Below are 24,774 nucleotides of genomic sequence, written 5' to 3' on the forward strand. Positions count from 1 at the left end.
CTTGTCTCCTGCCTTAGAAATGCATCTCGAAACCCTCAATTATAACCTGAGATACAATTTCCCAAAAATTGGTGAATTTGATGTTATTGCCGGTCTACAGGGAATGTTTCAAACCAATAAAAACTACGGAGAAGAAATTCTTATTCCCGATGCCTCCACTACAGATATTGGTTTTTTTACCACTGCGCACTATCATTTAAAAGACTGGGATTTTCAGGGTGGGCTTAGGTACGACTTCAGAGATCTAACCACTGCAGAATTTGTAGCTGAAAATGAAGAAAACATTCAGGCTATCGACCGCAATTATACTAGTTTAAATGGCGCATTGGGAGCCAAGTATCAATTGGATGAAACATTTATTCTGCGTCTTAATCTTGCCAGCGGATTCCGTGCACCAAACTTATCTGAATTAACCTCGAATGGAACTCATAACGGGGCCAATAGATATGAGATTGGAAATCCTGATCTTAAAAACGAGCAGAATTTTCAGGCAGATCTTTCAGCCGAATTGAGGAATGAGCATTTTGAAGCCTTTATAAACGCATTTTCCAATCAGGTTAGGGATTACATCTATATTAATCCAACTAACAGGCCGGAGGTAAATGATGCTATTGTTTATCAATATGAACAGGAAGACGCTCATCTATATGGTGGTGAAATTGGTTTTCACCTACACCCACATCCAATTGACTGGCTACACCTGGAAACCAGTTTTGAAACTGTTACCGGGAAATTGGATAAGAATGAATACTTACCCCTTATTCCGGCAAATTCTCTAACCAATACTTTCAGGGTAGAATTTCAAAAAGGCAAATTTATCAAGGAGAAATATGCTTTTCTAAAATTGAAAAATGTGTTTGCTCAAAATAATCCCGGGGAATTCGAAACTTCTACCAAAGGCTATGGCCTTTTAGCTGCCGGTGCCGGCGGTACTTTTAACTTCCAAAAAATGGAGGTCAATCTTTCAATTAGCGGAAATAATCTATTGAATAAATCTTATATCTCGCATCTTTCGAGATTAAAGACGGATAATCTGTTCAATATTGGGCGTAATTTTATGGTTTCAGCTAACATAAGCATATAAAAAAAAGGCTGTCGATAATATTGACAGCCTTCTTCTTCCAACTAATAAATATAATTCACTAATAACTTTCTACTTCAATAACCTGCGGTTGAACCTTACTGCGTTTCCAAACATGGGTGTATAGATACATAAGGGTAAACGTTGGTATAATATCTGTCCCCGGAAGGATCTCCTCTATAAAAACAATTACAGAAGCAAGTTTCCCATTCTTTCCCGGATACATTTCTCTCATTTTTCTGGAGGCATAAGGAGCCCATAAAAGGTCAAGAAATGGTCCTATAAAAGGAATGGCCACAGTTGCCATCCCGGCAAGGTCGTACACAAGTCCTTTGGCAAATATTTTATTTTTAAATAGCTTCATTTTTCTGATTTTATTCAGATTAAATCAAATAAGGTGCCAAATCTTATTTAAGGTCTGAGCTTATAAGTTTAAGGAACTCATTGCGCGTTTCAATTTCTTTAAACTGGCCTCTAAAACCTGAAGTTGTAGTGGCGCTGTTCTGTTTTTGAACACCACGCATCATCATACACATATGTACAGCCTCGATTACCACAGCAACTCCCTGAGGCTGCAGGGTTTTATTTAAACATTCCAGAATATCATGGGTAAGTCGCTCCTGTACCTGTAATCGTCTTGCGAAAACATCCACCACTCTGGGTAACTTGCTTAATCCAATTATCTTTCCATTAGGGATGTAGGCAATATGGGCTTTACCAAAAAATGGAAGCATATGGTGTTCGCAAAGGGAATACAACTCGATATCCTTAACCACCACCATTTCATCATAACTTTCATTAAAAACGGCTTCTTTTAATATCTTCTCGGCATCCAGAGAATATCCCTGCGTTAAAAACTGCATTGCTTTGGCGGCTCTTTCCGGAGTTTTCATAACCCCTTCCCTATTTGGATTTTCCCCTACACCGCTGATGATATCTCTGTAATTATTCATCATTCCTTCGGTGGTCTCTTCGTTATATTCCTCAAAGAATTTATACGACATACTATTAATTTTTCTTCAGTTTATTTGAAAAAAGCTCTTTAAGCTTGGTTATTTTGGGATCTATTATATACTGGCAGTAAGGCTGTTGCCTGTGCCGGTTATAAAAATCCTGATGTTCCTGTTCTGCAACGTAGAAAGCAGATGCTTCCGTAATTTCAGTTACTACGGGATCCTTAAAACTTTTTTGTTCTTCCAATAATGAAATAATATTTCTTGCAGTTTCAGCCTGCTCCTCGTCATGATAAAAAATCGCGCTTCTATACTGAGTCCCCACATCATTCTGCTGCCGGTTTAAGGTTGTTGGGTCATGAGTGGCAAAAAAGACCAGCAATAATTCCTCATAAGTGATCTTTTCCGGATCAAAATATAGCTCTATAGCTTCGGCGTGACCTGTACGACCGGTTATAATTTCGCGGTATGCCGGATTTTTTATTTTCCCTCCTGTAAACCCCGAATTCACTTTTACTACTCCTTCAAGTCTTTGAAAAACAGCTTCGGTACACCAAAAACATCCGCCGGCAAGAGTCGCTTTTTTCAAATTTGCATTATCCATTAATCATCTATTTTTTCAGTTTTTAAAATCTGAATTCAGGTAAAAATATACCTCTCTCAATAAAACGGGAATTTAAACAAATCCTTTGTACAATTTATATAACAGTAATACATTTGGTTCATCAATTCCGTCAATCACCATTAATGCGTCTGAAAAACATACTAAAATGCATTTTATGCATTTTTTGCCTTCAATCTTTTGCTCAGGAAAATCCCAACTCCAGAAAAGAATATACTGCAATTAGAATTGAAAACCCTCCTAAGATTGATGGGATATTAGATGAAGATATTTGGGACAAAGCCAATGTTGCAAACAACTTTGTAATGGTAGAACCCGGTGATGGAGATCCTATCCCTGCTGAACGTGCCACTCAGGTTAAAGTGGTCTATGATAATGAAGCGATTTATATAGCTGCGGTAATGCTGGAAAGTGAACCTGAGAAAACCATCAGGCAATTTACCCAAAGAGACAATCTGCAGCAATCAGAATTTTTTGGGGTGGACTTCAATACTTACGACGATGGAGAGAACCAGACCAGATTCATTGTCACCACAGCAGGAACTCAGGCAGATGCACGAATGACCGGAGATAATGAAGATTACGACTATAACCTGGTATGGGAATCTTCAACAATGCACGATGAGAAAGGCTGGTATGTGGAAATGAAAATCCCTTATTCTGCCTTAAGATTTCCAGAAAAGAAGGCCCAGATCTGGGGCTTACAATTTTTCCGTGCCATCACTCATAAAAATCAAACTTTCGTATGGAATTATATAGATAAATCTATAGGTCAGGTTACCCAGTATACCGGTTTACTTAAGGGAATTGAAAATATCGATCCGCCGGTGAGGTTAAGCTTATACCCTTACACCTCTGTTGCTGTAAATCGCTTTGATGGTGAAACCGATCTAAATTTTAATGCCGGGATGGACCTTAAGTATGGAATTAATGATTCCTTTACCCTGGATCTAACTCTTGTTCCTGATTTTGGCCAGACAGCCTATGATGAAGTCGAGCTCAATCTTGGACCATTCGAACAGGTTTTTGGGGAAAACCGGGCCTTTTTTACCGAGGGAACCGAACTATTCAATAAAGGAAATCTGTTTTACTCAAGAAGGGTGGGAAGCACACCTTTAGGTTTCAGCTCAGCCCAGGCAGATAAATTAGAAGATGAGGAAATTATAGATAATCCTGAGAAAACCGATTTACTTAACGCCTTGAAAATCTCCGGAAGAACAGACAGAGGTCTTGGAATTGGCTTATTCAATGCTGTTACTAATCAAACTGAAGCGGTTTACCGTAACCTGAATACAGGCGAAATAAGAAAAAAAGTAACCGAACCCTATGCTAATTATAATATCATCGTCCTGGATCAACGCTTTAATAAAAACAGCTCCATTTCTCTTATAAACACCAACGTTACCCGAAATGGTCATTTTAGGGATGGGAATGTGACAGGTTTTTTATTTGATGTTTACAATAAGGAGAACAGTTTTAATTTTGAAGGACAGGCCAAGATGAGCAATGTAAATTTGCCGGGGCAGAATCTTACCGGGTTTGCCTCGTACTTTTCGGCTAATCGAACCAAAGGAAATATTAGATACGGAGTTTCCCACCGGTTTGCCAATAAGACTTACGACATCAATGACCTGGGAATAAGCTTTATCAATAATTACAACAACTTTTCGGGAAATGTCTCCTATCAGATTTTTGAACCGAAAGGAAATCTCAACAATTACAGAGTTGGATTATATGGCCAGCATTTAAGAAGATATCAGCCGGATATAACGGTTAATTCAGGCATAGGCGGAGATTTCTTTGCAATGACCAAAGAAAGGTTCGCTTTTGGAGGCGGAATAAATATTAATTCGGAGTTCAAGGACTTCTTTGAAACCAGAGCTGCCGATACTTATGTGATATATGAACCTTATACCAGCGGAAGATTCTTTATATCTTCAGATTACCGTAAAAAACTGGCTCTGGATGTACGGGTTAGAACAGAGCAATACTTTGATTCAGATTTTGCTTCCTATAGTCTGAATTTTAGTCCAAGAGTCAGGATCAATAATAAGTTCAATATTATTTACGAGTTGGATTACAGGCTTCAGAATGATAGACCAAGTTATGTGAATAAGGTTAATGAAGATATAATCTTTGGCCAACGGGATCAAAAAAGCCTTGAAAATTCGATTCAGGGGAATTACAGTTTTACTACTAAGCAAGGTCTGAATTTAAGTTTGCGGCATTTCTGGTCTACGGCTACTTTCAATCATGAAAATTACACCAGACTTGTCGAAGATGGAGAGCGGGAAGCGGTAGCATACGACCTGGATAAAAATTCCGACCCTGATAGGAATTTTAATATCTGGAATCTTGACTTAAGCTACAGGTGGCAATTTGCTCCCGGAAGTGAAGCGGTTCTACTCTACCGTAATTCATTATTTAATCAGGATAATTTAAGTGAACTTGGGTTTTATGAAAGTTTCGACAAACTTTTTGAACAGAATGCAAGGCACAATTTAAGTTTGAGAATTGTTTACTTTTTGGACTATAACCGTATAAAAAACTTATTCCAGAGCTAAGCTTGGGGAATCCCTGCAATTTGGCTATTTTCGGGATTCTTATTTTTGATAAATGATAATTGCCAGGAATATTCATAAATACTATGGCGATCTTCACGTTTTAAAAGCGGTAGATCTTCATATTAAAAAAAGTGAAATTGTATCTATTGTTGGTGCTTCCGGTGCCGGAAAAACAACGCTTTTGCAGATACTTGGTACCCTGGACAGGCCTACCAAAAGAAAAGATTCAGCATTAGAGATCAATAAGACCAATATCTACGGACTAAAATCCCGGGAATTATCAAAGTTTAGAAATAAACATATTGGCTTTATATTTCAATTTCACCAGTTACTTCCTGAGTTTACTGCATTAGAAAATATCTGCATCCCGGCGTTTATTCATAAAACTCCGCGAAAGGAAGCCGAAAAAAGAGCTTATGAGCTGCTGGAATTTTTAGGTCTTACAAACAGGGCTAATCATAAACCCGGTGAATTGAGTGGTGGAGAACAACAAAGAATTGCTGTAGCCAGAAGTTTAATTAATAACCCGGCAGTAATTTTTGCCGATGAACCTTCCGGAAATCTGGATAGCGAGTCTGCAGAAAATTTACATAAACTTTTCTTTAAACTTCGTGATGAATTTGACCAGACCTTTGTAATTGTAACTCATAATGAAGAATTGGCAAATATGGCCGATAGAAAATTAACCATGGTTGATGGTGAAATAGTACATCAATAAATATAAAATTTGAACAAAAAAGAACTCAAATCATTTCTCGATTACAAGGTGGAGCAATATAACACCCCGGAGTTCATAGATTCAGACCCCATTCAAATTCCACATTTATTCAGCAAAAAAGAGGATATTGAAATTGCCGGTTTTTTAACTGCAACCATTGCCTGGGGAAACCGTAAAAGTATATTGAAGAATTCCAAAAAAATGATGGACCTTATGGGCCACAGTCCATATACTTTTATAATGGAGCATAAACCTGAGGATCTGGATAGATTGGAAGGATTTGTACATCGAACTTTTAATGCTGAAGATTTAAAATATTTTATAGCAGCACTCAGGAATATTTATGTAAACCATTCAGGCTTAGAGGCGATATTTGAGAAATTCGAAAATAAAAACAGTCTGCAGCCGGCGATTCATAAATTTAAAAAGATCTTTTTTGAATTACCGCATCCTGTCAGAACCACTAAACATGTAAGTGATCCATTAAAAAATTCGGCTGCGAAACGAATAAACATGTTTTTAAGATGGATGGTACGAAAAGATAATAAAGGTGTTGATTTTGGATTATGGAATTCTATTTCTCCCTCTGCCCTTTCCTGTCCATTAGATGTACACTCAGGAAATGTAGCCCGACAACTTGGGGTACTAAAGAGAAAAATGAATGACTCCAAAGCACTAAATGAGCTAGATAATAATCTTAGAAAACTTGACCCTCAGGATCCCGTAAAATATGATTTTGCATTGTTTGGGCTGGGAGTTTTTGAAAAGGATAGGTTCTAAAATGCCTTACTTTAAAAAATTATTTTAATTTAATTTTTGAAATTAGAAGTAAATGATAAGTCCTGCAATACCTATTAATGAATTTGACCGGCTACAGTCGTTAAAGGAACTTGACATTTTGGATACTCTTCCAGAAGAGTCCTACGATAATATTACCCAGCTGGCAAGTTATATTTGTAAAACCCCTATTGCCGTAATTAATCTTATTGACGCAGACCGGAATTGGTTCAAATCAAAATTTGGAACAGATCTTACCGGGTCCGGCAGAGATGTTTCGTTTTGCGGGCATACCATTACAGAACCTGAAAACCTGCTGGAAGTTAAGAACGCATCTGATGATGCCAGGTTTAGTGACAATCCGTTTGTGACAGGAGAAAATTCCATTAATTATTATGCCGGGGTTTCCTTAATGGACACTCATGGGCATCCTTTAGGAACCCTGTGTGTTTATGATTCCAAAGAGCATGAGCTGGATGAGAGTCAAAAAACGGCTTTAAAGGCATTGGGTAAACAAGTGGAATCCTTAATGGAATCCCGAAGGAAGAATAAAATCCTGGAAGCTCTTAAAAGTGAGCTGGATGAGAATAACCGGATCCTTCAGGAATTTGCCAGCAATGTCTCTCACGACTTAAAAATGCCCCTCGCCAATATCATTATCACCGCCGATATGCTCAAGGTGAAATATTCTAAAAAACTGGGCAAAGAAGGAACAGATTATCTTAATTACCTGAAACATTCCGGGCTTACTTTAAGTGAATACATCAATGGCTTGCTGGATCACTATTCCAGTAATAAAACCGATCACCAGAACGCAGAGGAGTTTTTCCTTAATGATATGCTGGAAGATATAATTGATCTTCTTCAAATTGCTGAAAACTGTGAGATTAATTTACCTGACAATAACCTTAAAATTCATGGAAAAAGCGCTGCTATTGGTCAAATTTTCATGAATCTTATCAGCAATAGCTTGAAATATAATGATAACGAAAAGATCGTGATCGAGATCGACTGTACCGAAAATCAGAATTATTTCAATTTCAGTATTAGTGATAACGGGATAGGAATTCCTGAAGCAAGACAACAGCAAATTTTTGATCTTTTTACAACAGTCGCTGAGAAAGATCGAAGAGGTAAAAAAGGTCACGGGATTGGTCTTTCTACTGTAAAAAAACTGGTTGAAAGTTTAGGTGGAACCATCAAATTAACGTCAAAAGAGAACGAAGGAACGGTATTCGAATTTAGCGTTCTTCGTCATAATACCCCAGATTAGCATTTTTTTAAGCAAAAGTTATTATATTTTAAATAACTTTAAATCAACATTCTAAGGGGAAATGCAAAACAATATTGTTTCTAACAATGAGAAGCTTCGTAGGGAGGCTTTGAAAAAATATAACATTATTAAAACAGGGGCAGACGAAGATTATGATAATCTTACCTTCCTTGCGGCCGCTATATGCCAGGTCCCGGTGGCCATGATAAGTGTTATAGGCTCAAAAACCATTTGGCAAAAATCGGCTTTTGGAACGGAGGCAACCGAAATTCCACGGGAAAATTCCTTCTGCGAACGCATTATTTCCAGCGATAATTCCCCGTTAATTTTTAAAAGATCTGAAGATCCCGAAATTTTTAAAGCGGCTGAAGGAGTTTATGAAAGAGAATATTCCTACTATGCAGGAGTTCCCCTACAAGATTCCCATGGACATGTAATTGCCGTTTTCAGTATTTTTGACCTTCAGGAAAGAGACCTAACTCAGGTACAGGTCAAGGCATTAAAAGCACTGGCTGCTCAGGCATTAAAATTGTTTGAATTCAGAAAACAAAAAATCAAATTATATCAGGTTCAGAATAAATTAAAACAGAAGTATAAGGAACTTGAGAAATTTGCCAGTATCGTATCTCACGATCTAAAATCACCCTTAGCAAATATCATCTCTCTTAGTGAACTTTTAAAGGATGAGAATGAAGGGAAATTTGATGAAGATACCGAGCAGTATTTGCAATTTTTAGTTGAATCTTCTTATTCTCTACGTAATTATATAGACGGGATCCTGAGTTTTTATCGCAGCGAGCATGTAATGGATAAGGATCTTTCCACCATCGACCTGAATAAACTTCTAAAACCTATTGTGGACCTTTATCAGGTAAGCGAAAATATACAGATCACCTATCCCGAAGAAGTAATTCTTCACAACGTGAATAAAGCGGCACTTACCCAGGTTTTTATGAACCTAATTGGGAACGCTTTAAAGTATAACGATAAGGAAATAAGGAAAGTTGCAATAGAATTTTCGCAGTCAGAAGAATATTATTACTTCGATGTTAAGGATAACGGGAATGGGATACCGGAAGCCCGTTTTGAAGAGATATTCGAGCTTTTCACCACTCTTGAAACGGCTGACCGCGAAGGAAATCTTGGTAGTGGGATTGGACTTGCCACGGTAAATAAACTGGTAGAATATATGGGTGGTAAGATCAATATCGAGTCTCAGGAAGGAATTGGGAGTAATTTTAAATTTAGGGTTAAGCGTAATTAGTGTTCAATCACATTTCATTTTCTATCTTTGAGAAACCTTATTCCTGAATATGCGCTTTGAACATCCGGAATTATTATATGCATTACTTCTGCTTGTCATTCCGCTTATTGTTCATTTATTCCGCTTACGAAAATTTCAGAAAGAAGAATTTACGAACGTAAAATTCCTGAAAAAGGTAGTTCAGGAAACCCGAAAAAGTTCCAGATTAAAAAAATTTCTAATTTTAATTACCCGGTTGTTAATGCTGGCAAGCATTATACTTGCCTTTGCGAAACCTTATATTCCTTCTACTCAGGAAGCCCTGCAAGAAGTAAAAAACCTGATCTATCTTGATAATTCCTTCAGTTTACAAGCCAGAACTGAGAATTCTTCCATATTTCAAACTGCTATAGAAGAACTACTGGAAAGTCTCAATTCTACTGAAGAATATTCTCTGTTAACTAATTCAGGGTTTTATAGAATCAAAACCGGAAATGAATTAAGATCAATTTTACAGGAAATCCAGCTGACTGGAAAACAGCTAAAATCCCGGGATATATACATAAGAGCCTCAGATCATTTTAAAGACCAAACTACTACCCTCAACAAATTAATAATTATTTCAGATTTCCAGAATAGATTAGATTTTAAATCTCCGAAAAACAAGGAAAACTTCAAGCTGGACGTGATAAAATTACAAGCTGAAAAACTTAATAACATAAGTATTGATACGGCTTATATCGCTGAAGAAGACCCTGAAAGGATTCTCCTTAATATTTCAGCCACTTCAGTTATTAACTCTGAAGATCCTGTGATCGTTTCGGTCTATGATGCTGATAAACTTTTATGCCGAAGGTCTCTTATTTTTTCTGAAAGAACTAAGGAAATCCAGATTGAGCTTAAGAATCAATTGATTAAAAATGGATACATAAAAATTGAAGATAACGGCCTCAGCTATGATGATATCCTGTATTTCAATATTTCTGAGAAGTCTCCTATTAAGGTGATTGCAATTTCTGAAGCCGTTAGTGATTTTCTTACTAAAATATATACCCAACCCGACTTCGATTTTCAAAATGTAAGACCCGGAGATGTAGATTACAATATTTTAAACAATGCCAATCTTATAATTCTGAATGAAGTTAGCGACCTCTCTTCTACTCTATCCGGTAATATCAACAATGCCCTTAAAGACGGAAGTAAATTAATTATCATTCCGGCAAGTGAACTGGAAAGTTCCATGAGAAATTTTGTGGGTAACCTGGGCTTCCGGAATATTCAGCTAGTGAAAAACGAAAGACTGGTAACCGGGATAATGTATGACCATCCTTTGCTTAAAAATGTTTTTGAGGATCGCACTCAGAATTTTGATTATCCCAAAACTCAGGTTTCTTATAACCTGCAATCTGCAGCTCCAATTTTAAAATTTCAGGATAACAGTCCGTTTTTAGCAGCCTCAGGTTCCACCTATATTTTCTCTGCACCTATAAATATTCAGAATTCCAATTTCCAATATTCACCGCTTATAGTTCCGGTTTTTTATCAGATAGGCCTGGAAACTCAAAAACCACAACAATTATATTATAATCTGGAGATTTCCAATAAAATAGACGTGCCGGTAAAATTAGCAGAAGATAGGGTCCTTCATCTGGAAAACAGGGATTCAAAACTTATCCCTCTTCAGCAAAATTATAATGAGAAAGTAGAAATAACTACAGATGGTATTAGCCTGGAAGCAGGCAATTATCAACTTACTGCTGATAATGAAAATTATGGAACTTTGAGTTTCAATAGCTCAAGAGCTGAAAGTGAACTTACATATACAGATCTTGAAAATTTAGAACTTTATCCATCAGTAAAAAAATATTTTACCTCTTCAAATGCCACCAGGGAAATCACCGAGCTTTGGAAATGGTTTGTTATTTTTGCACTGATATTTTTAGGCATAGAAATACTTTTAATAAAACTCCTTAAATGAAGCTACTCCTAAAATCTGTAAAAATCCTTGATCCAACTTCCTCTTTTCATAATGAAATCCGGGATATTTTTCTGGAAAATGGTACTATCCTTGAAATTGGTAAAGACCTGAAGGTGGAAGCAGATGAAGTTATTAAAATTGATAATTTACATGTTTCTCAGGGATGGTTTGACAGTAGCGTAAGTTTTGGAGAACCCGGTTATGAAGAAAGGGAAACAATTTCCAATGGATTGGATACTGCGGGAAAATCGGGATTTACTTCAGTAGCCTTAAATCCATCTACCTTCCCTATTCTGGATCATAGCAGCAGTATTTCTGCCGTTAGAGCCAAAGCCTGGGGTCATGCGGTTAAAATGTACCCAATGGGTGCCTTAACTATTAAAAGTGAAGGCAAAGATCTGGCTGAATTGCTGGATATGAAAAATGCCGGCGCTGTTGGGTTTGGCGATTATAAGTCCCCTGTAAGCAATCCTAATTTACTGAAGATCTCCCTGCAATACGCTCAAAATATGAATGTATTGATTCAAAGTTATCCTCAGGAGAACAGGATAGCTACCAACGGAATTGTTAATGAGCACGAAAACAGCACTTCATTAGGACTTAAGGGTATACCAAATCTTGCTGAAGAATTACAAATAATTCGAGACCTGTATATTCTTGAATATACAGGTGGAAAATTGCATATTCCTACCATCTCCACCGCAAAATCTGTAGCGCTAATAAAAGAAGCAAAAGAAAAAGGACTTGATGTAAGCTGTAGTGTGGCCATACATAACCTGATTCTTACAGATGATGAATTAAAAGAATTTAATGCCAATACAAAAGTTTTACCTCCATTAAGAACCAGCATCGACACTAAGGCCCTTATAGCCGGTTTAGAGGATGGAACTATTGATATGGTAACATCAGATCATAATCCTATTGATGTAGAAAACAAGAAGGTGGAATTCGATAATGCACTTTTTGGAAGTATAGGCCTTGAATCTGCATTTGGTGCTTTATGTACCATATTTGATACCGGGATGGCTGTAAAATTACTAACCGCCGGGAAAGACAGATTCGGAATAAAAAGCGATACCATAGCAGAAGGTCAAAAAGCTGATCTGAGTTTGTTTTTACCGGATGAGCAGTATGTTTTTACTGAGAAGGACATTCTATCCACTTCTTTAAATAGTATTTTTTTAGGTAAAGAATTGAAAGGCAGACCCGTAGGCGTTGTTACTTCATCTGGTCATTTACTTGCAAACTAAAGATCATGAGCACAAAAGGAGAAGCAAAAACCACAGCGATTGTAGCTTACATTACGATTATTGGGACTATTATCGCTTATTTCATGAATATGGAATCGAAAGATAAATTTGCCGGATTCCATATACGCCAGGCATTTGGTATAAATATTACCTTTTACCTTATAGGCGCTTTAATGGGACTATTCGATCAATTTTATATCGTTGCTGCCTTTTACCTGTTTTTCATCGTGTTGTGGGGTTACGGTATCCTTATGGCTATTCAAGGGGAAGAAAGGGAAGTTCCCTTACTTGGTGAGTTTTTTCAAAAATGGTTTAGTACAATTAAATAATGACAGAGAAATTTTCTTTACAACATATAATCAGAGAACCTAAGGAAGCTACAAACAAGGCTCCTTTACTAATAATGTTGCATGGGTATGGCAGTGATGAGAATGATTTGTTCTCATTTGCAAATGAGTTACCGGATGAACTTTTTATCGTATCGGCCAAGGCTCCTTATTCTATGCAGCCATATGGAAATGCCTGGTACGCCATACATTTTGATAATAATAACGGCAAGTTTAGTGATGATCTTCAGGCAATAGAATCCCGCGATATGATAAAGGATTTTATTGATGAGCTGGTTGCGCATTATCCTGTAGATTCTGAAAATGTAACGCTGCTTGGCTTTAGCCAGGGAAGCATTTTAAGTTATTCTGTAGCGCTTTCCTTTCCGGAAAAGGTTAAGAATGTAATTGCGCTAAGCGGTTATATTAATGAAGGTATCCTCCACCAGGATTATCAAAACAATGATTTTTCCAATCTTTCCATTTACTGTTCCCATGGTTCTGTAGATCAGGTGATCCCTGTTGAATGGGCCCGTAAAATTCAGCCAATCCTTAACCAACTTAATATCGAAAATACCTATTCAGAATTTCCTGTGGGTCACGGGGTGGCACCTCAGAATTTTTTTGAATTAAAGGACTGGTTGAAAAAAAGAATTTAGTTCTGTGGATACAGGAAGGATTTTTCAGGATTGAAGCTAATTTCTCCCTCCTTTGAAACTTCATAGGAAAGAAATACTTCACCCCAGTAATTACCATCAGTAAAATCCGCTATGATCCATTTGTGATTTAAAACCTTGATTTTGTTGATACGCATACTTCCTTCCATCCCTGCGTGAGGCACAAGAGGATTATCCTGCTGGTTGCTGTTTTTACTGATAATGGCATCCTGAATTTTTGCCACCAGGCCTTCAGTCGCTATCCCTTTCTTCTGAAAATAATTTAAAGCATCATCATTCTGCTCCAGATTAAAATAATCTTCAGCAGAATTATTGTCTGCTTTTAACTGAAGTTCATTTTTTGACTGTTCCAGTTGATTTTCCAGACTTTCAATTTTCTCTTGCCTGGAATCAAGTATCCTTTTATCATTTACATATATAAAAATGGTAAATAACAAAGTGAAGATAAAGAGATACATTAAGATCTTATTCCGCATTTTATATGGTGATTTTTAAATTATCATAAGCCAGAGATATATTTTCAGGTAACATCGCTTCCACTTCTTTATGAAAACCGAGTTTATGGCTTATGTGAGTAAAATATGTTTTTTGAGGCTGTAGTTCTTTGACAAATTCCAGTGCCTCGGCAAGGTTAAAATGGGAATGGTGCGGCTCGATGCGCAAGGCACTCACCACCAGAACTTTTAAATCTTTCAATTTCTCCTTCTCAGAAGGCTCTATAGATTTAATATCTGTAAGGTAAGCAAAGTCTTCCATACGGAAACCAAACACCTGCAAACGGTTATGCATAAATTCAACCGGTGTAACCGTCAACCCGTGAAAGTTAAATGGTTTGTTTTCAATTTCGTTCTCAATGACTCCTGGCGCCCCGGGGTATTTATTTTCAGTGGTAAAAATATAGTCAAAGCGTTTTCGCAAGGCATTTAGCACCCTTTTATGCGCGTAAACCGGAATATCACCCTGCCGGAAGAAAAACGGCCTGATATCATCCAATCCTGCAGTATGATCATTATGCTCATGCGTATAAAAAATAGCATCCAGATGATCCACGTGATTGGAAAGCATTTGCTGGCGAAAATCCGGTCCGCAATCGATCAAAATGTTATAATTGTTCCACTTTACCAGTACTGAAACCCGTAATCTCTTATCCCTTGGATCGTCACTTAGACACACCGGATGATCACTACCTATAATGGGAATGCCCTGGGATGTTCCTGTTCCTAAAAATGTTACTTCCAAGCCGTGTTATTTTTAACACAAAAGTAAATATATTTTTTTGTATGCCTACCGCTTTTAGTACTTTTGAGGTACGCAAACATCAATGTTTATCTAAAAGACAGAATATGCCAATTACCATAATGGGCGATAAGGAATTCGAGAATGTTCCTTCAATTAATAGTAAGGCACTTCGTATCAATTTGAATGAAAACATATATGGTACGTTTTCAGAAATTGGTGCAGGCCAGGAAACCGTATGTAATTTTTTCAGAGCCGGGGGTGCTTCCGGAACTATTGCCAAGGCCATGAGTGCCTACGACAAAGACTTTAGTGATGCTATTTATGGGGTTGAAAACGACCGGAGGTATGTTACTGAAGCCCGACTTAAAAAAATGCTCTCTCATGAAACTCAGCTAATTGAGGAAAGGATTTCCAGAGAAAAGCATCCAAATAAGTTGTTCTTTACCTACGCCAATACCGTAGCGACCATCGACTTTGCTAAAAAATATAAAGGTCATGGATGGGTTGGAATCAGGTATCAGGTGGATCCTAAAGAAGAATATAACGAGATCCTTCTTCACGTTCGTTTCCATGAAAATGATGCCAGACACCAGCAGAATACTTTAGGGATCCTGGGGGTTAACTTGATTTACGGAGCATATTATAAGTATGACAATCCTAAAAAATTACTTAGATACCTTTACGACCATATCGATAAAGATCAGATCGAGATCGACACCATAAACTTTTCCGGCCCTCGTTTTGAAAAAGTAGACAACAGGCTAATGAGTTTACAGCTGGTGAAGAATGGGATGACAGATGCGGTGATGTTTGGTCCTGATGGAAATAACGTTCTTCCTGCTAAGATCCTTTACAAAAAGAACATCCTTGCACTTAGAGGAAGTTTTAGACCAGTTACCAAGGTTAACATGGATATGTTTCAAAAATCCAAAGAACTTTTCCTTAACGAGAGCAAAGTTTCTGAAGAGAATACTGAAATTATTTTCGAGATCACCCTCTCCAACCTTAGAGCTGAAGGTGAAATTGATGAAAGAGATTTTATGGACAGAGCGAAGTTACTTTGTAGCCTAGGTCAAACTGTTATGATCTCCAACTTCCAGGAATACTTTAAGGTAGTTGAATATTTCTCAAGATATTCTAAACAAAGAATGGGGCTTACCATGGGAGTACAAAACCTGGTAGATGTATTTGATGAAAAATACTATCGCCATTTAAGCGGTGGAATCCTGGAGGCATTTGGTAAACTTTTCTTTAAAGACCTGAAGGTTTATTTATACCCATTGAAAGATCCGGAAACAGGAGAAGTTACCAATAGCGAAAATCTAAAAGTACACCCGCGTATGAAGGAATTATATAAATTCTTCAAGTATAACGGTCGTGTGGAAGATATTGAAAACTACAACCCGGATATCCTTAATATCTACTCAAGAGAGGTATTAAAAATGATTAGCGAAGGTAAAGAAGGTTGGGAAGAAATGTTGCCGGAGAAAACAACCGAAATGATCAAAGGGAAAAACCTTTTCCACTATAAAGAACATAAGCTTAAAGCAAATAGTGAAGTCTAACTTTACTCATAAACATAAAAAAAGCTGTTCATAACGAACAGCTTTTTTTATGCTTTAATATTTCGATTTTAATCCAATCTGGTGATTTTTGCACCAATGGCTTTTAATCGAGCCTCTATATCTTCATACCCTCGATCTATCTGTTCAATATTATGAATGATTGAAGTTCCTTTAGCCGAGAGTGCAGCGATTAAAAGTGAAATCCCCGCTCTAATATCCGGAGAGGTCATAGTAGTCGCTTTTAACTGAGATTTGAAGTCATGTCCTATTACAGTTGCGCGGTGTGGATCACATAATATGATCTTGGCTCCCATGTCTATTAATTTATCCACAAAGAAAAGTCGGCTTTCGAACATTTTCTGGTGAACTAACACACTACCTCTTGCCTGGGTTGCGATTACCAGAATGATACTTAAAAGATCCGGTGTAAATCCGGGCCATGGTGCATCACTTATATTCATGATAGAACCGTCAATAAAGCTTTGAACTTCATATCCATCTTTATGAGCCGGAATATAAATATCATCTCCTTTTTGTTCAACGGTTATTCCTAATTTCCTGAAAGTTGCCGGGATCACTCCAAGCATATCCCAATTCACGTTTTTAATGGTGATCTCACTTTTGGTCATAGCCGCCAAACCTATCCATGATCCTATTTCAATCATATCTGGAAGAATAGTATGCTCACAACCTCCAAGTTTCTCTACTCCTTCTATGGTTAAAAGATTAGATCCTACCCCACTAATATTGGCACCCATAGAATTCAGCATTTGACATAGTTGCTGAAGGTATGGTTCACAGGCAGCATTGTAAATGGTTGTAGTTCCTTTGGCAAGGACCGCAGCCATTACGATGTTGGCCGTCCCGGTAACCGAAGCTTCTTCAAGAAGCATATAATCACCTTTTAGACCGTTTGGAGCTTCCACTCCGTAAAATCTTTCTTCTTTATTATATCTAAAGTCGGCACCAAGTTTAATAAACCCTTCGAAGTGTGTATCCAATCTTCTTCTTCCAATCTTATCACCACCTGGTTTTGGAATAAAACCTTTCCCGAATCTTCCCAGCATTGGCCCTACGATCATGATGGAACCTCTTAGCCCACCACCATCGATTTTAAATTGTTCACTATTAAGATATTCCAGGTTTAAAGCATCACTTTGAAAGGAATAACTTCCTTTTCCAAGTTTTTCAACCTTTACACCAAGATTTCTTAAAAGATTGATAAGCTTATTTACATCAACAATATCAGGAATATTATTGATCGTTACCTTTTCGTCTGTCAATAACACAGCACAAAGTATTTGCAGTGCCTCGTTTTTCGCTCCCTGGGGTTGAATTTCCCCGCTTAAACGATGACCGCCTTCAATTTGAAAAGTTCCCATTCAAGAGTAGTATTTAGTGGCGTTTGCGACCTCCCTTGCGGCCGGTATTCTTTTTATTCTTAGTATATTTTTTCTTTGGCGCGGTACCTTTGATCAGTTCTGAAGCCTGAGTAAGATCTTCATCTGCATTTTTCAGATTGATCTTTCCTCCGCTCAGATCACGTAAATGTTCAAAGATCACTTCATCATCTACAGTATCCCTGTTCCAGTTCAGGTAAGATTTCTTCATATGGTTGGCAATGGTAAGCACCAAAGCATCCTTAAAATCACCTTCTTCCTGATCTTTCGCTTCGTCGATCATCCTTTTAATGTTGTTTCCGTAGAAACGATATTTAGGATTGTTCTCCGGATATTCCAGCATATCTGGTCTTTCCATAAGCATTTCCCGGGTTGGCTTGGGAAAAGGTGACTCCACATTTAGTTTAAAATCACTGATAATAAACAACTGATCCCATAATTTATGCTGAAAATCAGGTACGTCCCGTAAGTGCGGATTCATATTCCCCATTACGGCAATAATAGACCTTGCAACTTTATTACGCTCATTATCATCTTCGATCTCTACAGCGTGTTCCACCATTTTTTGAAGATGTCTTCCGTATTCCGGAATGATGAGTTTACTCCTTTCAGAGTTATATTCTAATGCGTTTGTCAAAATTGAAATTTAATTTGGTAAAATAATATGGAAGTATACTCCTGCCTGCAAATTACTAAAATATAATAAAGAAATACTACAAACAAAAGGTTTTATAAAGCTTTAAAGGGAAATTACTCCTTCAACCTTATTAGCTACTTCCAGGTATTTTTCTATTACTGCATCCGGATTTTTCATCCTTACGTTAATAGAAACACTGGTATAGGTTCCTTTTTTGGATTGTTTGGTTTTAATAACAGCGCCCATATTATCAAAAATATTCTCCACCTGCTCTACTTTATCACCTTTTGTAGGCACAATGAATTTATATAAATATTCAGATGGCCACATGGCCGTGTCCTGTAGTTGCTTTTTTAATTTCGCGTAAAATTCCTCGGGATTATTCGATTCACTCATAATTTTTCTCCTTCTGTTCATTGCAAAGATACAAGGAATGATAGCATTTTTATAATCAAATTCAATTGTCGAAATTTGTGCCGTGAAAAATAATAAGATAGTCATTACCGGAGGTCCCGGTACCGGAAAATCCAGTATCATTCATAAACTGGAAGATATGGGTGAAACCTGTCTGCATGAAATTTCCAGACAGGTTACTTTGGAAGCTCAAAAAGAAGGAATTGATCAGCTTTTCCTTACCAAACCTTTACTGTTTAGCCAGAAATTACTCGAAGGTCGGCTTAATCAATACCACCATGCCTTAGAATTAGATTCCCAGCATGTTTTTCTTGACAGGGGGTTACCAGATGTAGTTGCCTATATGGATTACTTCAACACTAATTATCCAGATCTTTTCGATGAAACCTGTAAGCAACACGTCTATCAAAAAATATTTATCCTGCCCCCATGGGAGGAGATTTACCAAAGTGATAACGAACGTTACGAAACCTTCGAGGAGGCACAAAAAATTTCAGCTTATCTTTATGCAACTTATAGGAGATATGGATATGATCCTGTAGAGGTGCCTAAATCCAATGTGGACTCCCGCACAGATTTTATATTGAGTAACATAAAACCGTAATTGCAGGAAGAAGCATTAAAAATACTTGAAAAATATTGGGGCTATAAACATTTCAGGTCCCAGCAAATCGATGTTATTCGATCCATCCTGAGCGGAAAAGATTCTCTAACGCTATTTCCTACCGGAGGTGGAAAATCTCTCTGTTACCAGGTGCCTGCCCTCATGAAACCTGGAATTTGCATTGTAGTTTCTCCCCTAATTTCCTTAATGGAAGATCAGGTAAATACTTTGCAGCAGAAGAATATCAAAGCAATGGCCATTACCGGAGGGATCTCTTATGCCGATCTTGACCGGAACCTCGATAATTGCATCTTCGGAAATTTTAAATTCCTTTACCTCTCTCCGGAAAGATTACAACAAGATCTGGTTAGAGAAAGGCTGAAGCACATGAACGTTAATTTGATTGCCGTTGATGAGGCTCACTGTATCTCGCAATGGGGTCATGACTTTAGGCCGGCCTACAGGAATATTTCTGAAATAAGAACCATACTTCCTGAGGTCAATATAGCCGGATTTACTGCCACTGCAACCAAACCGGTAATTAAGGATATTTGTGAGCAGTTAACTCTGAAGGAACCGGATATCCACCAAAAATCCTTTGAAAGGACCAATCTGGTTTATGAGGTGGTAAAAACTGAAGATAAGTATTTCAGGTTAACCCAATTGCTTCATAATGATTCGGCAATTATTTATGTAAGAAGCCGAAGCGCAACCAGAGAAATTTCAGAATTTTTAAATAAGAATGGAATTTCAGCCACCTTATATCATGGTGGATTAAAAAAAGAAGACAAGTCGGCTCGTTTTGAAGCCTGGTTAAATAATAAAGTAGCGGTAATGGTGGCCACCACGGCCTTTGGAATGGGTATAGACAAACCCGATGTTCGCAGCGTTATTCATATCGATCTCCCTGAGAGCATGGAAAGTTATTTTCAGGAGGCAGGAAGAGCGGGACGAGATGGTAAAGTTTCTAAGGCCATTATTCTTACCAATGCCGCAGATATTCCAATCTTAAAAAATCAGTTTTTAAATAATCTAGCCAGCACAGAGGATGTAAAACTCATTTATAAAAAACTGAACGCATATTTTAGAATCGCTTTCGGTGAAGGAGAAAATACAAGACATGATTTTAATTTTGCCAGTTTTTGCCATCAGTATCAGCTAAATCCAAATAAAACATACAATGCACTGCAATTACTTGACAGATGCAGTATTTTAAAACTATCTCAAAATTTTCAGAAGAAAACTGAGATCATGGTCCTATTATCGGCATCACACCTGGATAACTATCTGGATGAAAATCCCAGGTATGCCAATTTACTTCAAACTGTACTGAGAAATTACGGTGGAGTTTTTGAAAATTTGATCCCGGTCAATATCTCTTCACTTTCTGAAAAAACAGGAATTCGCGAAGATGAATGCATTAAAATTTTCGAAGAACTTAATGAAAAGGAAGTTGTAGAATTCAATATTACCAAACAGGATTCAAGCATCACCTTTATAGTTCCACGAGAGGATGAATCCACTATCAACCCTGTTATACCTTTTATAAAAAAGTATAACAGCATGAAAAAAGAGAAAATAGAGGCTGTACTTGAATTTGTAAAGAACGATACTATATGTAAGCAAATTCAGTTGCTGCAATATTTTGGAGAAGAAAAACAAAAGGCCTGCGGACAGTGTTCTGTATGTAAACAGAACAATGACGAGCTTTCCAGAGATGATATGAATGAGATATTTATTGCTATTAGAAAAGTTCTAAGTTCAGAGCCTAAATCTTCCAGGGAAATTGTGGATGAACTTGGTTATAGTGAAAACTCAGTAATTACCGTAATTAAATCATTAAGTGAGAAAGGGATCCTAACCCGGACTCCTAATAACAAATATAAACTAAGAAAGAAATGAGAGACCTGAGAATTGTCTTTATGGGAACACCAGACTTCGCCGTAAAGAGTCTTGAGGCCATATTAAAAGCCGGATATAATGTTGTAGGTGTTATTACAGCACCAGATAAGCCAGCCGGCAGGGGTAGAAAATTAAGAGAAAGTGCGGTTAAAACTTATGCCGTTTCCAAAAATCTGAAAGTTTTACAACCAACCAATTTAAAATCTGAAGATTTTCAGGAGGAGTTAGAAGCATTGAATCCTAATGTTCAGGTTGTCGTTGCTTTTAGAATGTTGCCAAAATCTGTATGGTCTTATCCGGAGTATGGGACTTTCAACTTACATGCTTCCCTCCTTCCCCAATACAGGGGTGCTGCACCTATTAACTGGGCGATTATTAATGGTGAAACTAAAACGGGTGTATCAACTTTCTTTCTTGATGAGAAAATAGACACCGGTGCCATGATCATGCAGGAAGAAATAGAAATTGACCCGGAAGAAAATGTAGAGTCCTTGCATGACCGACTAATGGCAAAAGGATCTTCGCTGGTGGTAACCACCCTGGAAGGTATTGCGGCAAATAATATAACTCCTGTGAATCAATCTGACTCTCCCGATTTGAAAGAGGCGCCTAAATTAAATAAAGAAAACACTAAGATTAACTGGGAGAAATCTCTTGACGATATCCATAACCATATTAGAGGACTCAACCCTTATCCCTCAGCGTGGTGTTACCTAATAAATGACGGAAAGGAACAAAACGTCAAGATTTATAAGGTTGCAAACGAAAAAGACACCCATTCTCATAATCCGGGAGCAATTTTAATAGACGGAAAAACTTTAAAAGTGGCTGTAAATGGCGGCTACATTATAGTAGAAGAAATTCAGCTGCCAGGGAAGAGAAAAATGCCTGTTGAAGCATTGCTAAATGGATTTAATTTTTCAAAAGATGCCATTATGCGCTAAAGCCTTATTAACACTGAATTTGTTGCATTTTAATAAAAAACAAGTATCTTTATTAACAAAACAACCAAGTTATTAACAAATACGGGCATTTCCCTTGTCATTACTTGCGTGGACAAGAATTCCGTATAAATTTGTAAACCAGTTTAACAGAATGTTTAACCAACAATTAATTTAAAATTCAAATTATGAACAAAACAGATTTAATCGATGCAATGGCTGAAAACGCTGGAATTTCTAAGGCAGCAGCAAAAAAAGCATTAGAGTCTTTTTTAGAGAACGTTGAGAAATCTCTTAAAAAAGGTGATAGAGTATCATTAGTAGGATTCGGATCTTGGTCTGTATCTAAAAGAGCGGCTCGTGAAGGAAGAAACCCACAAACCGGAAAAACAATTAAGATTGCTGCTAAGAATGTAGTGAAATTTAAGGCCGGAGCTGATTTGCAAAAAGCTGTAAACTAATAATTTGTATTAGTAAATTAGAAAGCCTTCCACCCGGGAGGCTTTTTTTATTCAAAATTTTTGCAATTGTATTGCATTTTTTACAGGAAATATTTAGATTAGTTCAAAAGACTGCTACAATGATCGCGTTAAAACCAACCAAGGGCCATCTTTTAGTCGCAGAACCATCCATTATTGGAGATGTCTCTTTTAATCGCTCTGTCGTTCTTCTGGCCGACCATTCTGAAAATGGCTCGGTAGGATTTATATTGAATAAAATCCTGGATTTTACATTAAAAGATCTTATTCCGGAATTAAAGGGAGATTTTAACGTGTACAACGGTGGACCCGTAGAACAGGATAACCTTTATTTTATTCATAAAATACCAGATCTTATCCCAGACAGTATTGAGATAGCCAATGGAATTTACTGGGGCGGTAATTTTGAAGTAGTCATGGAGCTTATCTCCAAAGATCTTATAGATGATAAACAGATCAAATTTTTCCTTGGATATTCAGGATGGGATGCCAACCAGCTTGATGAAGAGCTGAACGCCCACTCCTGGATTATAACAGTTAACGAAGATCATAAAGACCTGCTTGAAAAGCCTTATTCTTCTTTTTGGAAAGACAAAATGCTGGAACTGGGTGGAGAATACATGTTATGGTCTAATTCCCCTGAAAATCCTACCTATAATTAACCTAAGCGCGCTTTTACGTTAAGCTTACTTAAAAGATCCTTCGCAACCTTGTGCTTGAATTCTTTTTTCCTGTATTTACTTATAGGCTGTATTCCCATAGCCACGTTCGTTATAAATAACTCATCAGCTTTTTGAAGTTCAAAAGGAGAAATAGAAGCTTCTTCAAAAGTATAATCTTCGGTTTTATTTAAAATATTTATAAGCTGTTTACGAATTACTCCATTAATGGCACCGTCAGCCAATGGTGGCGTTTTTACAGTATTTCCTTTAACCAGAAAAATATTTCCATTCAGCGCTTCTACAACACTCTTTTTCTCGTTAAGCAAAAGGCAGTTGTCATAAGAATTTTCCGAAGCATAAATACTTCCAAGAACATTCACCGCGCGATTATTCGATTTAATGGTGGAAAGCAATCCACTCGTTACGTAATGATCTTTAAATAATTCCACTTCATAAGGCTTAGCATTGAAAAGATAAAATGCATCCTCCATCTTTTCTGCCGTTAGCACATAACCAATTTCACGGGTAGCCGGTGTGTAATATCCACCCTGCTGGCGATATACAGCAAATCGAATACGGGAAGGACTGGCAGAATAGCCATTAGCTTCAATGATGGCTTTGATCTCATCTTCAAGAAATTCCGGAGAAAAATTAGCAGGAATCTCCATTCTCATGATCCTCATAGATGCCATTAAGCGGAAATAATGGTCTTCCCAGAACATTATTTTTCCATTAATTACTCTAATTGTCTCAAATACTGAATCTCCATAGGCGAAACCACGGTTTAGAACCGGAAGAGTAGCCTCATTCTCTTTTACAATTTTTCCGTTTAAATTGATCATAAAAAAACCCCGTTTATAAAACGGGGCTAAGGTAATATTATATTAAGACTTTTATGCAGATCCAAGGATCTGTTTAAGGTCTGAAACCATATTTTCCCACAGCATTTTACCTTCGTCTATCTCATCTTCTTCAGCAAAATCTGTGATCATCAAAGAGACATCTTTGGTAATATCATCTACCTGGATCCTTAATTCGAAATAATAAGGAGTATCTTCATCATCAATCCACTTGAACTTAATACGTTCATCGCTTTTCTTACTCAACAATTTTGCTTTTTCCTCACTGCCTTCCCATATAAAAGTGAAAAATTCCCCTCGGGAATTTACATTATCTGCATACCACTCACTTAATCCTGAGGGTGTTGATATATATTGGTATAATAGCGAAGGAGAAGCTTGAATAGGAAACTCCATTTCGTATTTTGTCTTTTCTTCCATTCTAGATTAATTAGTTTCGGGCAATATAGATATTAATTGGAAAGATTAAAAGAAATCAAAATAAATATTTTAGAAAATAAAGTTTGCACCAATACAAATTGTTTTTATATTTGCACCCGCATTAAGGAAATCACGTGAGGCCTTTTACAATAAGGCTTTTCAAAGAATCTAAAAATGCAAAATACTTAA

Annotated in this window: 26 protein-coding genes; 16 read left to right on the plus strand and 10 right to left on the minus strand. The window is 37.2% G+C overall.

Annotated features, from left to right (window positions below; translation table 11 throughout):
• On the plus strand, positions 1–1,084 hold a 1,084-nt coding region (locus ACNKXV_RS08335; protein ID WP_417907251.1), incomplete at its 5' end, for a TonB-dependent receptor plug domain-containing protein.
• A 58-nt stretch (positions 1,085–1,142) separates the two neighbouring features.
• On the opposite strand, the gene ACNKXV_RS08340 is transcribed toward ACNKXV_RS08335, so the two are convergent.
• Genes ACNKXV_RS08340 through msrA form a run of 3 tightly spaced genes read right to left on the minus strand, consistent with a single transcriptional unit; the run spans position 1,143 to position 2,638 of the window.
• The gene (locus tag ACNKXV_RS08340; RefSeq protein ID WP_417907252.1) at positions 1,143–1,445 is read right to left on the minus strand and encodes a hypothetical protein; all 303 of its coding nucleotides are present in this window, start codon (positions 1,443–1,445) and stop codon (positions 1,143–1,145) included.
• A 43-nt stretch (positions 1,446–1,488) separates the two neighbouring features.
• Positions 1,489–2,085 carry a GTP cyclohydrolase I FolE gene (gene folE, locus ACNKXV_RS08345; RefSeq protein WP_417907253.1) on the minus strand — a complete coding sequence of 199 codons (597 nt, stop codon included), beginning with the start codon at positions 2,083–2,085 and terminating at the stop codon, positions 1,489–1,491.
• 4 nt (positions 2,086–2,089) lie between these two features.
• Positions 2,090–2,638: a peptide-methionine (S)-S-oxide reductase MsrA gene (msrA, locus tag ACNKXV_RS08350; protein ID WP_417907254.1), complete on the minus strand. Its 549-nt coding sequence runs from the start codon at positions 2,636–2,638 to the stop codon at positions 2,090–2,092.
• Between the two features lie 143 nt (positions 2,639–2,781).
• Here msrA and ACNKXV_RS08355 point away from each other — a divergent pair, with 143 nt between their 5' ends.
• The 9 genes from ACNKXV_RS08355 to ACNKXV_RS08395 all read left to right on the plus strand — a co-directional run bounded on the left by ACNKXV_RS08355 (position 2,782) and on the right by ACNKXV_RS08395 (position 13,444).
• Positions 2,782–5,220: a DUF5916 domain-containing protein gene (locus ACNKXV_RS08355; protein ID WP_417907255.1), complete on the plus strand. Its 2,439-nt coding sequence runs from the start codon at positions 2,782–2,784 to the stop codon at positions 5,218–5,220.
• Positions 5,221–5,272: 52 nt separating this feature from the next.
• On the plus strand, positions 5,273–5,938 hold the full coding sequence (locus ACNKXV_RS08360; protein ID WP_417907256.1) for an ABC transporter ATP-binding protein: 666 nt from the start codon (positions 5,273–5,275) through the stop codon (positions 5,936–5,938).
• A 9-nt stretch (positions 5,939–5,947) separates the two neighbouring features.
• The gene (locus tag ACNKXV_RS08365; protein WP_417907257.1) at positions 5,948–6,718 is read left to right on the plus strand and encodes a TIGR02757 family protein; all 771 of its coding nucleotides are present in this window, start codon (positions 5,948–5,950) and stop codon (positions 6,716–6,718) included.
• Positions 6,719–6,770: 52 nt separating this feature from the next.
• Complete coding sequence (locus ACNKXV_RS08370) at positions 6,771–7,988, plus strand: GAF domain-containing sensor histidine kinase (RefSeq protein WP_417907258.1); 1,218 nt, start codon at positions 6,771–6,773, stop codon at positions 7,986–7,988.
• Between the two features lie 61 nt (positions 7,989–8,049).
• Entirely contained in the window at positions 8,050–9,252 is a 1,203-nt protein-coding gene (locus ACNKXV_RS08375; RefSeq protein ID WP_417907259.1) for a sensor histidine kinase, read from the plus strand.
• Positions 9,253–9,301: 49 nt separating this feature from the next.
• Positions 9,302–11,209, plus strand: coding sequence for a BatA domain-containing protein (locus tag ACNKXV_RS08380; protein ID WP_417907260.1), 1,908 nt, complete (start codon positions 9,302–9,304; stop codon positions 11,207–11,209).
• A complete protein-coding gene (locus ACNKXV_RS08385) occupies positions 11,206–12,459 on the plus strand; it encodes a dihydroorotase (RefSeq protein ID WP_417907261.1) in 1,254 nt (417 codons plus the stop codon). Before ACNKXV_RS08380 ends, ACNKXV_RS08385 begins: the two co-directional genes overlap by 4 nt.
• 5 nt (positions 12,460–12,464) lie before the next feature.
• A complete protein-coding gene (locus tag ACNKXV_RS08390) occupies positions 12,465–12,788 on the plus strand; it encodes a magnetosome magnetite crystal formation protein family (protein ID WP_417907262.1) in 324 nt (107 codons plus the stop codon).
• The gene (locus ACNKXV_RS08395; RefSeq protein ID WP_417907263.1) at positions 12,788–13,444 is read left to right on the plus strand and encodes an alpha/beta hydrolase; all 657 of its coding nucleotides are present in this window, start codon (positions 12,788–12,790) and stop codon (positions 13,442–13,444) included. Before ACNKXV_RS08390 ends, ACNKXV_RS08395 begins: the two co-directional genes overlap by 1 nt.
• Here the strand turns inward: ACNKXV_RS08395 and ACNKXV_RS08400 are convergent.
• Together ACNKXV_RS08400 and ACNKXV_RS08405 are read right to left on the minus strand one after the other, a co-directional pair.
• Positions 13,441–13,938, minus strand: coding sequence for a hypothetical protein (locus ACNKXV_RS08400; RefSeq protein ID WP_417907264.1), 498 nt, complete (start codon positions 13,936–13,938; stop codon positions 13,441–13,443). The genes ACNKXV_RS08395 and ACNKXV_RS08400 overlap by 4 nt on opposite strands.
• 1 nt (position 13,939) lies before the next feature.
• Positions 13,940–14,701, minus strand: coding sequence for an MBL fold metallo-hydrolase (locus tag ACNKXV_RS08405; RefSeq protein WP_417907265.1), 762 nt, complete (start codon positions 14,699–14,701; stop codon positions 13,940–13,942).
• Between the two features lie 104 nt (positions 14,702–14,805).
• On the opposite strand from ACNKXV_RS08405, the gene ACNKXV_RS08410 reads away from it, so the two are divergent.
• Positions 14,806–16,266: a TonB-dependent receptor gene (locus ACNKXV_RS08410; protein WP_417907266.1), complete on the plus strand. Its 1,461-nt coding sequence runs from the start codon at positions 14,806–14,808 to the stop codon at positions 16,264–16,266.
• Positions 16,267–16,334: 68 nt separating this feature from the next.
• On the opposite strand, the gene murA is transcribed toward ACNKXV_RS08410, so the two are convergent.
• The 3 genes from murA to ACNKXV_RS08425 all read right to left on the minus strand — a co-directional run bounded on the left by murA (position 16,335) and on the right by ACNKXV_RS08425 (position 18,699).
• Positions 16,335–17,648, minus strand: coding sequence for a UDP-N-acetylglucosamine 1-carboxyvinyltransferase (murA, locus tag ACNKXV_RS08415; protein ID WP_417907267.1), 1,314 nt, complete (start codon positions 17,646–17,648; stop codon positions 16,335–16,337).
• Positions 17,649–17,661: 13 nt separating this feature from the next.
• On the minus strand, positions 17,662–18,303 hold the full coding sequence (locus tag ACNKXV_RS08420; RefSeq protein ID WP_417907268.1) for a DUF4290 domain-containing protein: 642 nt from the start codon (positions 18,301–18,303) through the stop codon (positions 17,662–17,664).
• Between the two features lie 102 nt (positions 18,304–18,405).
• A complete protein-coding gene (locus tag ACNKXV_RS08425; RefSeq protein WP_417907269.1) occupies positions 18,406–18,699 on the minus strand; it encodes a DUF493 family protein in 294 nt (97 codons plus the stop codon).
• 82 nt (positions 18,700–18,781) lie between these two features.
• Between ACNKXV_RS08425 and ACNKXV_RS08430 the strand changes: the two genes are divergently transcribed.
• From ACNKXV_RS08430 to ACNKXV_RS08450, 5 genes are all read left to right on the plus strand, one after another.
• Positions 18,782–19,321 (plus strand): AAA family ATPase, encoded by a 540-nt coding sequence (locus ACNKXV_RS08430; RefSeq protein WP_417907270.1) that lies wholly within the window; start codon positions 18,782–18,784, stop codon positions 19,319–19,321.
• Positions 19,322–21,223, plus strand: coding sequence for a RecQ family ATP-dependent DNA helicase (locus ACNKXV_RS08435; RefSeq protein WP_417907271.1), 1,902 nt, complete (start codon positions 19,322–19,324; stop codon positions 21,221–21,223). It abuts the gene before it with no gap.
• Positions 21,220–22,167, plus strand: coding sequence for a methionyl-tRNA formyltransferase (gene fmt, locus ACNKXV_RS08440; RefSeq protein WP_417907272.1), 948 nt, complete (start codon positions 21,220–21,222; stop codon positions 22,165–22,167). Before ACNKXV_RS08435 ends, fmt begins: the two co-directional genes overlap by 4 nt.
• 185 nt (positions 22,168–22,352) lie before the next feature.
• A complete protein-coding gene (locus tag ACNKXV_RS08445) occupies positions 22,353–22,625 on the plus strand; it encodes an HU family DNA-binding protein (RefSeq protein WP_006990442.1) in 273 nt (90 codons plus the stop codon).
• Between the two features lie 119 nt (positions 22,626–22,744).
• Entirely contained in the window at positions 22,745–23,305 is a 561-nt protein-coding gene (locus tag ACNKXV_RS08450) for a YqgE/AlgH family protein (protein ID WP_417907273.1), read from the plus strand.
• On the opposite strand, the gene ACNKXV_RS08455 is transcribed toward ACNKXV_RS08450, so the two are convergent.
• Positions 23,302–24,147, minus strand: coding sequence for an aminotransferase class IV (locus ACNKXV_RS08455; RefSeq protein WP_417907274.1), 846 nt, complete (start codon positions 24,145–24,147; stop codon positions 23,302–23,304). The genes ACNKXV_RS08450 and ACNKXV_RS08455 overlap by 4 nt on opposite strands.
• A 51-nt stretch (positions 24,148–24,198) precedes the next feature.
• Complete coding sequence (locus tag ACNKXV_RS08460; RefSeq protein WP_417907275.1) at positions 24,199–24,585, minus strand: START-like domain-containing protein; 387 nt, start codon at positions 24,583–24,585, stop codon at positions 24,199–24,201.
• Positions 24,586–24,774: the final 189 nt, after the last annotated feature.

This window comes from Christiangramia aquimixticola (genome assembly GCF_048285835.1).
Taxonomy (GTDB): Bacteria; Bacteroidota; Bacteroidia; order Flavobacteriales; family Flavobacteriaceae; genus Christiangramia; species Christiangramia aquimixticola.

Coding starts and splice junctions, on each gene's coding strand:
- msrA (WP_417907254.1), bottom strand. CDS start 2,638: ATGGATAATGCAAATTTGAAAAAAGCGACTCTTGCCGGCGGATGTTTT.
- ACNKXV_RS08380 (WP_417907260.1), top strand. CDS start 9,302: ATGCGCTTTGAACATCCGGAATTATTATATGCATTACTTCTGCTTGTC.
- ACNKXV_RS08445 (WP_006990442.1), top strand. CDS start 22,353: ATGAACAAAACAGATTTAATCGATGCAATGGCTGAAAACGCTGGAATT.
- ACNKXV_RS08450 (WP_417907273.1), top strand. CDS start 22,745: ATGATCGCGTTAAAACCAACCAAGGGCCATCTTTTAGTCGCAGAACCA.
- ACNKXV_RS08455 (WP_417907274.1), bottom strand. CDS start 24,147: ATGATCAATTTAAACGGAAAAATTGTAAAAGAGAATGAGGCTACTCTT.
- ACNKXV_RS08360 (WP_417907256.1), top strand. CDS start 5,273: ATGATAATTGCCAGGAATATTCATAAATACTATGGCGATCTTCACGTT.
- folE (WP_417907253.1), bottom strand. CDS start 2,085: ATGTCGTATAAATTCTTTGAGGAATATAACGAAGAGACCACCGAAGGA.
- ACNKXV_RS08410 (WP_417907266.1), top strand. CDS start 14,806: ATGCCAATTACCATAATGGGCGATAAGGAATTCGAGAATGTTCCTTCA.
- ACNKXV_RS08375 (WP_417907259.1), top strand. CDS start 8,050: ATGCAAAACAATATTGTTTCTAACAATGAGAAGCTTCGTAGGGAGGCT.
- ACNKXV_RS08370 (WP_417907258.1), top strand. CDS start 6,771: ATGATAAGTCCTGCAATACCTATTAATGAATTTGACCGGCTACAGTCG.
- murA (WP_417907267.1), bottom strand. CDS start 17,648: ATGGGAACTTTTCAAATTGAAGGCGGTCATCGTTTAAGCGGGGAAATT.
- fmt (WP_417907272.1), top strand. CDS start 21,220: ATGAGAGACCTGAGAATTGTCTTTATGGGAACACCAGACTTCGCCGTA.
- ACNKXV_RS08395 (WP_417907263.1), top strand. CDS start 12,788: ATGACAGAGAAATTTTCTTTACAACATATAATCAGAGAACCTAAGGAA.
- ACNKXV_RS08460 (WP_417907275.1), bottom strand. CDS start 24,585: ATGGAAGAAAAGACAAAATACGAAATGGAGTTTCCTATTCAAGCTTCT.
- ACNKXV_RS08425 (WP_417907269.1), bottom strand. CDS start 18,699: ATGAGTGAATCGAATAATCCCGAGGAATTTTACGCGAAATTAAAAAAG.
- ACNKXV_RS08340 (WP_417907252.1), bottom strand. CDS start 1,445: ATGAAGCTATTTAAAAATAAAATATTTGCCAAAGGACTTGTGTACGAC.
- ACNKXV_RS08355 (WP_417907255.1), top strand. CDS start 2,782: ATGCGTCTGAAAAACATACTAAAATGCATTTTATGCATTTTTTGCCTT.
- ACNKXV_RS08385 (WP_417907261.1), top strand. CDS start 11,206: ATGAAGCTACTCCTAAAATCTGTAAAAATCCTTGATCCAACTTCCTCT.
- ACNKXV_RS08390 (WP_417907262.1), top strand. CDS start 12,465: ATGAGCACAAAAGGAGAAGCAAAAACCACAGCGATTGTAGCTTACATT.
- ACNKXV_RS08400 (WP_417907264.1), bottom strand. CDS start 13,938: ATGCGGAATAAGATCTTAATGTATCTCTTTATCTTCACTTTGTTATTT.